At 41.4% G+C, this 12,159-nt stretch carries 10 protein-coding genes, 3 tRNA genes and 1 pseudogene; 8 read left to right on the plus strand and 6 right to left on the minus strand.

Going from position 1 to position 12,159, the window contains the following annotated elements:
• Positions 1-89: 89 nt before the first annotated feature.
• On the minus strand, positions 90-1,007 hold the full coding sequence (locus tag V7L12_RS26555) for a TIGR04168 family protein (protein WP_335088928.1): 918 nt from the start codon (positions 1,005-1,007) through the stop codon (positions 90-92).
• A 149-nt stretch (positions 1,008-1,156) separates the two neighbouring features.
• On the opposite strand from V7L12_RS26555, the gene nadA reads away from it, so the two are divergent.
• The 3 genes from nadA (at position 1,157) to V7L12_RS26570 (ending at position 2,500) form a co-directional block, all read left to right on the plus strand.
• The gene (gene nadA / locus V7L12_RS26560) at positions 1,157-2,131 is read left to right on the plus strand and encodes a quinolinate synthase NadA (RefSeq protein ID WP_335088930.1); all 975 of its coding nucleotides are present in this window, start codon (positions 1,157-1,159) and stop codon (positions 2,129-2,131) included.
• 124 nt (positions 2,132-2,255) lie between these two features.
• Positions 2,256-2,341, plus strand: a tRNA-Tyr gene (locus V7L12_RS26565).
• Positions 2,342-2,428: 87 nt separating this feature from the next.
• Positions 2,429-2,500 (plus strand) — tRNA-Thr (locus V7L12_RS26570).
• A gap of 290 nt (positions 2,501-2,790) precedes the next feature.
• Here the strand turns inward: V7L12_RS26570 and V7L12_RS26575 are convergent.
• The 3 genes from V7L12_RS26575 to V7L12_RS26585 form a co-directional block, all read right to left on the minus strand.
• The gene (locus tag V7L12_RS26575) at positions 2,791-3,339 is read right to left on the minus strand and encodes a phospholipase D-like domain-containing protein (RefSeq protein WP_335088931.1); all 549 of its coding nucleotides are present in this window, start codon (positions 3,337-3,339) and stop codon (positions 2,791-2,793) included.
• 187 nt (positions 3,340-3,526) lie between these two features.
• Positions 3,527-4,225 (minus strand): group I intron-associated PD-(D/E)XK endonuclease, encoded by a 699-nt coding sequence (locus V7L12_RS26580; RefSeq protein WP_335088933.1) that lies wholly within the window; start codon positions 4,223-4,225, stop codon positions 3,527-3,529.
• A 69-nt stretch (positions 4,226-4,294) separates the two neighbouring features.
• Positions 4,295-4,367 (minus strand) — tRNA-Arg (locus V7L12_RS26585).
• Positions 4,368-4,724: 357 nt separating this feature from the next.
• Here V7L12_RS26585 and V7L12_RS26590 point away from each other — a divergent pair.
• The 4 genes and pseudogenes from V7L12_RS26590 to V7L12_RS26605 all read left to right on the plus strand — a co-directional run bounded on the left by V7L12_RS26590 (position 4,725) and on the right by V7L12_RS26605 (position 9,199).
• Complete coding sequence (locus V7L12_RS26590; RefSeq protein WP_335088935.1) at positions 4,725-5,384, plus strand: Npun_F0813 family protein; 660 nt, start codon at positions 4,725-4,727, stop codon at positions 5,382-5,384.
• Between the two features lie 140 nt (positions 5,385-5,524).
• Positions 5,525-6,376, plus strand: a complete 852-nt coding sequence (locus tag V7L12_RS26595) for a hypothetical protein (RefSeq protein WP_335088937.1) — start codon at positions 5,525-5,527, stop codon at positions 6,374-6,376.
• A 21-nt stretch (positions 6,377-6,397) separates the two neighbouring features.
• On the plus strand, positions 6,398-7,402 hold the full coding sequence (locus V7L12_RS26600; RefSeq protein ID WP_335088939.1) for a transposase: 1,005 nt from the start codon (positions 6,398-6,400) through the stop codon (positions 7,400-7,402).
• Positions 7,403-7,718: 316 nt separating this feature from the next.
• Positions 7,719-9,199, plus strand: a pseudogene (locus V7L12_RS26605) (gamma-glutamyltransferase family protein).
• Between the two features lie 27 nt (positions 9,200-9,226).
• Here V7L12_RS26605 and V7L12_RS26610 read toward each other — a convergent pair.
• Together V7L12_RS26610 and V7L12_RS26615 are read right to left on the minus strand one after the other, a co-directional pair.
• The gene (locus tag V7L12_RS26610; RefSeq protein WP_335088941.1) at positions 9,227-10,168 is read right to left on the minus strand and encodes an ADP-ribosylglycohydrolase family protein; all 942 of its coding nucleotides are present in this window, start codon (positions 10,166-10,168) and stop codon (positions 9,227-9,229) included.
• Positions 10,169-10,255: 87 nt separating this feature from the next.
• The gene (locus tag V7L12_RS26615) at positions 10,256-11,197 is read right to left on the minus strand and encodes an ADP-ribosylglycohydrolase family protein (RefSeq protein ID WP_335088943.1); all 942 of its coding nucleotides are present in this window, start codon (positions 11,195-11,197) and stop codon (positions 10,256-10,258) included.
• A gap of 393 nt (positions 11,198-11,590) precedes the next feature.
• On the opposite strand from V7L12_RS26615, the gene V7L12_RS26620 reads away from it, so the two are divergent.
• Positions 11,591-12,130 (plus strand): porin family protein, encoded by a 540-nt coding sequence (locus tag V7L12_RS26620; RefSeq protein WP_104905937.1) that lies wholly within the window; start codon positions 11,591-11,593, stop codon positions 12,128-12,130.
• Positions 12,131-12,159 lie beyond the last annotated feature (29 nt).

Here is a 12,159-nt window from a genome sequence, read left to right on the forward strand (position 1 = left end):
ATTCAGGCGCTTTTGTTGGTTAGCACTAAAGCTGACAGATAATACTATATCGTATCATCTACGCAGATTGCACTACTGGATGCGAATGTCTACGACACACTACGCGATCGCTCGTACAGAATTTCCTCTGAAGCCACCTGGAAGTCACTCCCCACCCAAACTAGGGAAACTTGCGAAACCGTACCCGCCTCTAGAGTAACAATGGAAAAGTTACGCAACTTCTCGCTGTCATTTTCCACAATCCTCGGGACACTTGCCGCATTTAAGTAAATTGTCCCTTCTGGACTTCTAAAGATAGATTTCCGCAGCACCTTAGTATGTCTGAGAGTATGGTGCATGTGACCAAATGTCACCAGAGGAATGGTTTTACCAGCAGTCAAGGCTTGAGAAATCGCCTCGCCAAAATCTGGATCGCCAAAGTCGCCGCCAATTGGATGCCAGTCTTTGCCGCAGGGGTCTTCAGGGCGATCGCCTAACCCACTAGGCCCATTGTGACCCAAAAATATAATTGTCTCGTAAGCAGCGCTTTTGACTGCTTTAAAGATGCGATCGGCAGATTCTTCCAGACTTGTCACACCATAACGTTCTTTACAGATTTCCGCGAATTTCCACTCTGGACCACCCCAGGTAAAAGGACGACCCCCCACTACAGTTAAATTCCAAGCCGGAAAATCTAGCTTACCGTAACCGACATGGGACGCGCCTAATAAATCGAGTTGTTCCTGTACCCAGTCTTCCTTAGAGCGGTCATAAGGAGCCTTTTTACGTCCCCATTCGGTGGCGGTGTACCAAGCATCGTGGTTGCCCATCACGGCTGCTTTGGCAATATCGAGAGCGGCGATCGCTCTGACCACTTTTACCGACTCGTTGCCAAAATCCCCGACAAACAGCGCTAAGTCAACACCCAAATGCTTGAGTGCAATACCATCTTCCACTTCCCATTGGTCGTGAACATCTCCAATTACAGCAATTTTCAGGGTTATCGATTGAGTTTTCTGACTGGTCATGCCACTTTCCTTGCCGTCTATCTCCAGGATATGAAACTCAGCCCGATTTGGACACAACCCGAAAATATCAACCGTCCACTATTTTTGGTAAAAACTACTATAATTGATTTCACAGGACACAAATTTGCAACTTAAAGCACCCCTTAACTGTGTTTACCACTGCACTAGCTCAACGAGAAAAAACCCAACCGGGTGAACTACCACTAGATTTGTTTGTTGCCATTGAGAATCTTAAAAAAGAACTCAATGCAGTTATTTTGGCACATTATTATCAAGAGCCAGATATTCAGGATATTGCCGACTTTATTGGGGATTCATTACAACTGGCAAGAGCCGCCGAAAAAACCAATGCGGATGTGATTGTCTTTGCTGGTGTTCACTTCATGGCAGAAACAGCAAAGATACTTAATCCCGATAAATTAGTACTTTTACCAGATTTGAATGCTGGTTGTTCTTTAGCAGACAGTTGTCCACCAGAGGCGTTTGCAGCTTTTAAAGCAGCGCATCCAGATCATCTGGTGGTGTCTTATATCAACTGCTCTGCTGATATTAAAGCGATGAGCGATATTATTTGTACTAGTTCCAACGCTGTCAAGATTGTAGAGCAGATACCGAAGGAACAGCCGATTATTTTTGCCCCAGATCGGAATTTGGGGCGGTATGTCATGGAACAGACTGGACGAGATTTGGTGCTATGGCAAGGTAGCTGTGTTGTCCATGAAACCTTCTCCGAAAAGAAAATTGTCCAGTTAAAAATTGCCCACCCAGAAGCAGAGGCGATCGCACACCCAGAATGTGAAAGTAGTGTATTGCGCCACGCCAGCTTTATTGGCTCTACAGCCGCTTTACTCAAGTATTGTCAAAGCAGTCCCACCAAAGAATTTATCGTGGCTACGGAGCCTGGAATCATTCACCAAATGCAAAAACTAGCTCCTGACAAGCATTTTATTCCTGCCCCGCCGATGAATAATTGCGCTTGTAACGAATGTCCCTTTATGCGATTAAACACCCTAGAAAAGCTCTACTGGGCAATGAAAAATCGCACTCCCGAAATTACCATGTCAGAGGATATCCGCCTTGCTGCACTGCGACCAATGCAACGAATGCTGGAGATGAGTGTGTAACTAGTATTTTTTATACAGATGGTAGAGACGCAGTTTTGTTGCGATCTCTACCTGCAAGTTATTTTTTCTAATCACTTGCAATTTATAAAACATGGTGCTAATATTTTAAATCGTGAGACAAATCGGGTCGGTGTCCGAGTGGTTAATGGAGACGGACTGTAAATCCGTTGGCTAGCGCCTACGCTGGTTCAAATCCAGCCCGGCCCACCACTTACGAAGTTATAAGTTATAATGACTGGGTTAAGAGCAAAGCTTCCAGCATTGTAACTTACAACTAAAAAACCTAATTTATCTTTCGCCCGTGTGGCTCAGTGGTAGAGCACACCCTTGGTAAGGGTGAGGTCACGAGTTCAATCCTCGTCACGGGCTTTTTACTATTAATGAAATAATCGACGTAAAGTTAAGGGTTTCAGGCTTTTGAAGGAATCTGTATGTTGAAAAGCTAACTTTCTTACTTGCATTTTTGACTATTCTAATTATGATTTTGGCTATGATTTGGCTATCAGAACAGAATTTTGGGTATCAGTTTGTTTTTTGACTATGATTTGACTATGAATCCAAAATTTGGGGTATCAAATGGGTATCATGCTAGTAGAACATAAACATGATACCTAAATGCAAGCACCATACAGCTATGTTGGTAGCAACTCTTCTAGTTATCAATTAGGGTATATTAAATTCCATTTATCCTTCTCCCAAGAAAAGCATTCATCAAAATGCTCTATTAACTCATTAATAATTGAAGATTCTGTAATACGTAAACCTATCTCATAATCTCCATATAAACCTTTTGAGGTCAATATATTATGACTTCCTGTAAACGCGAATAAATTATCACAGACTAAATATTTTTCATGTGTGCCAACTAACTTTAATTCAAATAAATCCGGGAAAAGTTTCTCCAATCGTTGTAATTGATAAATTCCCAAATATTTCCAACCTAAATATTTCATTAGTCTAACTCTTAAAGTTTCTGTTTCAGGATAATCACCATAATCAACTTTAGAAATATCTTTTTGATTACCCCAACCTATGCTAATCTTAACTTTATCCTTTAAAAGCTTTTCAAATATAGGTGTAACATCTTCAATACCTTCATTCGTTATCCAAGGACAAACTATAATTAAACGTGACTGAACTGTAGTTAAAGCTTCCATTAAAATATTTCGGCTACCGTCACGCCCATAAATTAACTTATTTGTTGACATGATTATGCTCGGTGGAATGTCTTAACTCAGTATTCCCAGTTTTAATGAAAAATAATCTCTCATTACCCCTCTATGTGGAATTCAGAGGGTTTAATTTGATAAATATTTTCTTAGTCTACGTGAATATATTTAAAAGTTTTCTCCCTCCACAGGTGATCTCGCCAAGGCTAGAATTTTTATAAAAAAGCTAAAACTCTATCCTAGAGAACGTTTCGTTATGGGCTGTTAACTGTCCTTCCACTTTTCCATAAGCCTTTTTCACCCAATACCCTCTGGGTGGCTTTTCTACCCCATAAGCCTTACACCACTTTTCTACAGCCTTATCAGATACGCCAAAATCTCTCCCAATTTGTGCGCTTGGCTTTTCCCAAACTAGTTTTTCTAGTTCTTCTTTTGATGGCCTTTCTACTTTTCTGGTATGAATTCTAGAGTCTGGATTAACTTTTCTGGTTGTTAAATCAACCCCAAACTCCTTGTAGGTTCGCCTAGACGCTGCTTCAGTTAAATCTATAAAATCTTCCCACCAGTAAAAGGGTGTAGCTGAATTCGGTATCTGGGTAGTTATGTAGCAACCATTAAAGTTAATTGATGGATAAACAACTTTATCTATATCAGGCAGATAAACAGCATAAAAGTCAAAGTCATTTACTTTATACTTCTTCTGATGAATACCATTTTTATCTACCCAAATAGTTTTATTGACTACTCTATTATCCCCCGCGTATTTAGCTTGTATTTTGTAAAATTTATCGTCTTTGTAGGCAACGAAATCAAAAGGTAAATGCTTACAAACAACTGGCGTGAGGACTAAATACCCTTTAAGCGTTAGATCAGCGATCGCTTTCGTAGCAGCAATATCGCCCTTGTTTTTAGTATGATGCAGCAATAACGAACCCTCAATCGATTAAATCATCATATCAGTTCACCGTGCTTGAGGGTTCATATTAAGTTAAAACGAGCGCGGCAGGGTTCGAACCTGCGACCGATTGCTTAGAAGGCAATTGCTCTATCCACTGAGCTACGCGCCCAAAACAAAATAATGGCTCCCCAAGGAGTCACCTACACTATTATATCGTCTTCACCTACCAACAAGCAATCGAAAATTGCAGATTTACCACTAGCAAGGCTAAGATGCTAGTCGCTAGTTAGTTAATCTACACCGAAAACGAAACAGATGGGGTATTGGTTTAGATATATTGAGTTGTCAAGGGGTTATTTGCCTGTCAACGCCACCGTCCTCTGGGCGGAGACCTTCGGGAAGGAACTGGCGATCGCTAGGCTCGTTTCCACAGTATGCTAGGTAATTTCAGCCTTGGCGATGCTGCCAAATGCCATTATATATTCCATATTAAGAGTGCCCCTGTGAGGAGTTATTTGCTAGTGCCATGTTTATTCTCAAACGGCAGGATGTTGAAATATCAAGCATTCAGCACCCAAAAAAGGATCAGCAGGTGCCGATCCTCAGTTATCAAGGGCAGACTTTTCGCTTGATTAGTGTCTTCAAAGCTAGTCAAGAGGAAGAAGCTAGAGCCTTATGGAGAGAATTAACGGATAATCGAGGTAAAGCCTGTGTTTTACTGGAAGAACCGGAACGCTTTAGTGTTTGGGGTAAAATCCGTTTAGAGCAACTGGATTGTGACACAGGTGGTCATGGCAAAACGGCGATTTTAGTCCAAGCCGGTATTTTGCTGTTGCAGGGTGTTTCTATCGACATTGAAGAGTTTTTAGGTGCTAGGCAAGCTGCATTATTTGAAAAAGATATTGCGGAGGTGTTCAAGCAGAAGCAATTTCCCCAAGCATCTTCCCTAGAAGCGGTTAAATATTTGGTATCTACTAATCCTTTGCCGACAGCCAAAATACCTGATTGGCAAGAAAATCATGTAGTTATCCTGTTACAAGAACTGCATCGATTAGGAAAAGCTTATTTTGGCAACGCTAATTTTACCAAACAAGTGATTTATAAGCTAGAAGATATGCCAGAAGCCGAGCGATCAGTGTTTATCAATTGGCTAAATCAATCGCCACTAAGTAAACTATGGCAGTAGCATGGAAATTATTTAACAAAATTCCTGCCACTGGCACTTGCTTTTGGTGTCTGATTGTGTATTCACTGGTAGACACACTGCAAGATATACAGTCCTTTAACTCAAAATACTGCCAGAGTGCATCTACATAGTCAAGTCCTATGAATAACTCTTACGAGAATTCGTTTCTTTCTAAATCAATTTTCACAACTCAGAACATTGTCTTAGCTAATATTGGCTGGGCCGTACTGGCACTGCTATACTTTTTGTTGTTTAGTGCCAAAGTTCCCGGAGCCGATGGCATAGAAAGCCGAGCCGAGTGGTATGTGATTGGCACAAATATTTTTGAAGCTTTAGCTTATTTGGGTGCCAGTATCTTATGCTTGAGGAACTGGCTGAGTCCACAAATCGTCAGTGGGCGAAATGTTTGGCTCTTAATTGGGTTAGGTATGCTTTCCTATTTCGTTGGGGGGATAATTTTCGGCTATACCGAAATAGTTTTAAAAGATGAACCGGATCTATCTGTGGGCGATATATTTTTTGTACTGACTTATCTATTACTTGGCGCAGGCATGATTTTAGCTGTGGCTTCCAGGCGAATCAATCTGGAAAAATGGCAGTGGCTAATTGTGTTAGCAATTGCAGTGTTCGGTAGTTTGTTGGCATGGTGGATTTCTATGCAACAGGAAACACCCTCAGAACTGCTAGTCGCTATTTTGAATTGGTTTTATGTAGTTAGCGATGTAGTTTTGTTAATTATTGCTACCACTTTGCTACTAGCCTTTTGGGGGGGAAGAGTTTCCCAGTCTTGGCGAATGATTGCAGCCGCGGCCTTTTCGCTTTACATTGCAGATATGTGGTTTAAATACGCCCAAGGCCCCAATTATCAAAGTGGGGAGATATTAGAAGTGTTTTGGGTGTTTAGTGGAGTGTTATTTGGCCTGGGCGCTGTCTTAGAATATGACGCATCACTAAGACGAACACGGCGAACCAGCGGACGGAAACGAGCTTAGTAAAGATTTTTGGTATCTACCGTGAGAAAATTAACAGACTCTGACAAGCAAGAAATTCTTAAGTTATATCGAGAGACTGCTGAAACAACCTCAACTTTGGCAGACCGCTATGGTGTGAGTAACTCGACGATTAGTCGCCTGCTCAAAAGCACTTTGCCAGAAGATGAGTATGAATACTTAGTCTCTTTAAAGCGGGCTGCGAGAACTCCTGAAGGAAGGGCGCAGGTAAGCTATGAGCAATTACCATTGCTGAGTCAACCAGAACCAGAGCCGGAGATAGAAGTTCCACCCAGTGAAAACCAACCCTTGGAATTGCCAAAGGTTGAGCCCCTACCACGTAAGATAATTCGTGTAGAGCAGGAACTTTACTCAGAGGAAACGGCGGAGTCAATTGCTGCTAGTAGACGAGTGCGGCGACGCCCTTCGGCGACGGAGAAACCCAAACTCCGAGTCACAGAGAAATTAGAAACTCCAGAGCCAAAGCCGCCGGAAATAGTCAGCATTCCCATCCCACCGCTAAAGAATGAACATCCAGGAGCGGCCGTCATCGCGCACATGCTGGGCGAAGATTTGCTCGACGAATCAGAGGATTTGGATGATTTAGAAGATGATGATTTAGAAGATGATGACTTTGAGGAAGAAGACTTTGATGATGATGACCTAGATGAGCAAAGACCTTTAGTTACAAGAAGAAGACCAGGTGAAGCATCAGTTGAAGTTTTACCACTGTCGGTAGCGAATTTGCCCAAAACTTGCTATTTGGTAATTGACCGTTCCTCAGAATTAATTACGCGACCTTTGAAGGACTTTGGTGACTTGGGACAAATTCCCAGCCTGGAAACCCAGCAAAGAACTCTGCCGGTGTTTGATAACCATCGCGTCGCCAAGCGTTTTTCTACTAAACGCGATCGCGTGATTAAAGTTCCAGATAGTAAAATGCTCCATAAGGCTCGTACTCATCTCCAAGCTAAGGGCATCACGCGACTGCTAATCGATGGTCAGGTCTATTCGTTGTCTACAGTTTAGGAGTTAGCAGTTGGAGTAGAGGATCGATTCAGTAATTAAAGCAGGGCTGTTTCATCTTTGCATCCATGATTTTTCATCCCCTAGATGGTTGTACTTTTACATCTTTTAGGGCATGAAACAACCCTGCAATTGGACGGGACAAGGACAAACAAACACCCTCCTACAAATCTTCGTGGACTACATTACATAGCTACAGAGCCATTTTATGGAGTTCAATCTCAATCATTATCCTTACCATTCCCACCGTCGAGTTATTTTAGGCAAAAAATATGCTGTTGCTACTAGTCAACATTTAGCAACCCTAGCAGGAATAGAAATGTTTTTAGCAGGAGGAAATGCAGTTGATGCTGCCGTTGCGACTGCGATTGCTTTAACCGTTGTTGAACCTACATCAAATGGAATTGGTTCAGATGCGTTTGCGATTGTTTGGGATGGGAAATTACATGGTCTTAATGCTTCTGGAAGAAGTCCTCAACAGCTGAATTTAAAATCATACTTAGGTATGGAAAAAATTCCGCAATTAGGATGGTTATCTGTAACTGTTCCTGGAGCAGTTTCTGCTTGGTATCAATTATGGAATCGGTGGGAAAATTACCGTTTGAACAACTATTTACTCCAGCAATCCGTTATGCAGAACAAGGGTTTTCTTTGTCTCCTATAACTGCACAATATTGGCAACGTCAAGAAAATATTTATCTCTCTCTAAATTCTCCAGAATTTCAGCCGTTCAAGCAAGTATTTTTTCCTAATAATTGTGCTCCTAAAACAGGAGAAATATGGGGGAGTTTATGGTTTGCAGAAACATTAAAAGAAATTGCTAATAGCGGAGGAGAAAGCTTTTATCGAGGAAAATTAGCGGCGGCGATCGCTAATTTTTCTGCTGATACAGGAGGATGTTTAACAAAAACTGATTTAGCCAATCATCAACCCATTTGGTGCGATCCAATCTCAACTCAATACAAGCAATTACAAGTGTGGGAAATCCCTCCCAATGGACAAGGAATTGCTGCATTGATGGCACTGAATATTTTAGAAGGCTTGAAAATTGAAAACTATGCTCGTGATTCAACCGAAAGTTTCCACTATCAAATTGAAGCGATGAAACTTGCTTTCGCTGATGTTTATTCTCATGTTTGTGATCCAGGTTTGATGAAGGTTTCTGTTAATCAACTACTAGATAAAAATTATGCGATACAGCGTCAATCCTTAATCAAAGATACAGCAATTACTCTAGCTAATACAGGATTAACTCAAGGAGGAACTGTTTATTTATGTACTGCCGATCCAGATTTAATGGTATCCTTCATTCAATCTAACTATGAAGGATTTGGTAGCGGTATTTTAATTCCTGAAACTGGAATTTCTTTACAATGCCGGGCAGCAGGATTTACTTTACAAGAGGGACATCCTAATCAAGTTGCACCACAAAAACTTCCATTTCATACTATTATCCCCGGTTTTCTGACTAAAGACAATCAACCTTTAGGCCCTTTTGGGGTTATGGGTGCACCAATGCAACCACAAGGACACTTACAAATGGTAGTTAATTTATCTGACTATCAAATGAATCCTCAAGCTGCTTTAGATGCACCTAGATGGCGATTTTTAGAAGGCAATAAGATCCTTTTAGAAAAGGGTGTAAGTACTGAAATTATTGCAGGCTTAAAAAAGCGAGGTCATAATCAGGAAATTGCTTCTGAAATAATGTTTGGTAAAGGTCAAATGATTCTGAGACATAATGGAGTGTTAGTTGCTGCTTCTGAATCTCGTTCTGATGGTTTAGCATTAGCATATTAAGCACTTGGATTTTCGATAAGATCGGGACTAGCTGTAAACAGCCCTAGCAAAGCGTTCTGCTAAGTAAATAATGTCTTGTCTACGAGCAATTTGGTTCATCCATTGTTTAGGAATATTTTCCACGCCATAGTAAATACCCGCTAATCCACCAGTGACGGCGGCGGTGGTATCGGTATCTCCACCCAAGTTAACAGCTTTCAGTACTGCCTCAGAATAAGACGAGCTATTTAATAAACACCACAAGGATGACTCCAAGGTGTCAATTACATAGCCACCAGAATTAATCTCTTCAACTGGTATCTTGGCAATCTCACCACTCAGAACTCTGCCAAAATGCGGCTTCTCTAACAAAAATTCCCGCACAGAATAAATTGTTTGGATATCTTGCAATCCTTGTAGATAAGCTGTTTGCGGGTCAGCCCCTTCCAAGAGCGCCACTGCAATACTAATATAAATGCCACAAGCCATTTGCGATCGCGCATGAGCATGGGTAATGCAAGAAACTTGATGTACCCGCGCAATCAATTCATCCAGGGTTAAGCTTCTGTGACAAAAAGCCATCGGCAAGATTCTCATCAGAGAACCATTGCCATTACTATTTTCACTAGTACCACCGGCTTTCAAGGGTGGAGTTCCTTGTTTCCAATTCACAATTGCTAAAAATGTGGTGTTACCGATATCAAATACTTCGCCTTGAGCAGTCCAGTAACTTTCGTGATACCAGCGCCAGAAGAAATTAGCAATCGCATCCAGTGAAAATCCCTCACAAAGACATTCTGCCAAACAAAAGGTCAGCGAACTGTCATCTGACCACGTACCAGCAGGAACATCCCAAGTTCCATAACCCAGCATAGATATCACTGGAGATTTTACTCGTTCAGCGCGGCTGGTGAACTCTACTGGCACACCCAAGGCATCACCAACACATAAACCCATCAAACCAGACAATGTTTTTGCAGAGGTTAGCATTGTTCAACCAGCATGAAACTTTTCTACCACTGATTTTACTTGCGAAAAGTCGCTTATCAAATGCTTGGTATAATTTTTAATTCCAAACTAGCTGTAAACAGCCCTTGCAAAACGTTCTGCCAAGTAAATAATGTCTTGTCTACGAGCAATTTGGTTCATCCATTGTTTAGGAATATTTTCCACGCCGTAGTAAATTCCCGCTAACCCACCGGTGACGGCGGCGGTAGTATCGGTATCTCCACCTAAGTTGACAGCTTTCAGCACCGCTTCAGAATAAGACGAGCTATTTAATAAACACCACAGGGATGATTCTAAGGTATCAATCACATACCCACCAGAATTAATCTCTTCAACTGGTATCTTGGCAATTTCACCACTGAAAACTCTGCCAAAATGCGGCTTCTCTAACAAAAATTCCCGCACAGAATAAATTGTTTGGATATCTTGTAATGCTTGTAGATAAGCTGTTTTAAGGTCAGCCCCTTCTAAGAGCGCCACTGCAATACTAATATAAATGCCACAGGCCATTTGCGATCGCGCATGAGCATGAGTAATCGCTGAAACATCATGCACCCGCGCCAGCAATTCGCCTAAAGTTAAGCTTCTGTGACAATAAACCATCGGCAAGATTCTCATTAAAGAACCATTGCCATTACTATTTTCAACCTTGCCACCCGCCTGATGGGGAACAACTCCCTGTTTAAGGCGCATAATTGCTGTATGAGTAGTTTGACCAATGTCAAAGACATCGCCACGAGGAGTCCAGTAAGCCTCCTTGTACCAGCGCCAGAAGGAATTGGCTATGGCATCCAATGAATACCCCCTACAAAGGCATTCTGCCAAGCAAAAGCTTAACGAACTGTCATCTGACCAAGTTCCTGGTGGTTGATTCCATGTGCCATAACCCTGCATCGTTGTCACTGGAGATTTTACTCGTTCAGCACGGCTAGTAAACTCCACCGGCACACCCAACGCATCACCGACACATAAACCCATCAAACCAGACAACGTTTTTGCAGCGGTTAGCATTATTCAATCTCCACAATAATTGCTCAAAATTAACTTTATAGATTCCTTCTATAGCTTGTTGCAACAGATGCTACAGCCTACTTTTTCATCATTTGTAAAAAGCTCGGTAAAAATTATTAATCGGGTATTTGATTTACCATATCCCGATTAGGTTTTAGTTCCAATTATTGTGACAGTTTTAAAAGTGTCTATCGGGGAACAAAGAACCAGAATGGAAAGACATCGAGATGTAATTATAACAGCTTATTTATCAATTTAAGGGATAATTGTCCTGTAAGCGTTATGCATCAATAGCAACATTCATTTAATAAAACATGGGAATCATTTGGAACATTATTACTTTATTTTCGACCTGGAATATACAAGTAAAAAATACAAAATTTGATCAAAATTATGAAACGCTTACTCAAGTCTTTCGTGACAATTTCTGCATTGTCTTCCTTAATAGTTGCTCCTTTTGTTTTATCAGCTGGTCAAGCTTCTGCTGAGACTAAAAAGGGTACTGATGCTAGTTATGTTGGTGCTGGTGTTGCAGCTGGCGTTACCAGTGGCGGACAAGGTATCAATGATGATGCTACCTTTGGCGGTAATGTCACAGGTCGCGCGAAATTAGGAAATACGCCGTTTTCTGCACGCGGTAATGTCCTTTGGAGTGATAAAACAAGTGCCATAATTCCAGAACTTTCTGTGGATGTGCCTATCGCTAATAGAACTAACGCCTATTTAACTGGTGGTTATTCTTTTGTAGAAAAAGATGGCTCACCAACTCCTATAGGTAACAGAGATTCAGTAGTGGTAGGTGCTGGCGTTGAATCGGAAGTTGCTAACAACTTCCTCGTCTACACTAATGCCAAAGTAGGACTTGGTGCTTACCAAAATAGCGATGCTTCTGCTGTTAGCATCAATGGTGGTATTGGTTATCGCTTCAAATAAAAGATTATTGAGTCCTCAGTCAGTTTATA

This window comes from Nostoc sp., assembly GCF_036918245.1.
Classification (GTDB): domain Bacteria; phylum Cyanobacteriota; class Cyanobacteriia; order Cyanobacteriales; family Nostocaceae; genus Nostoc.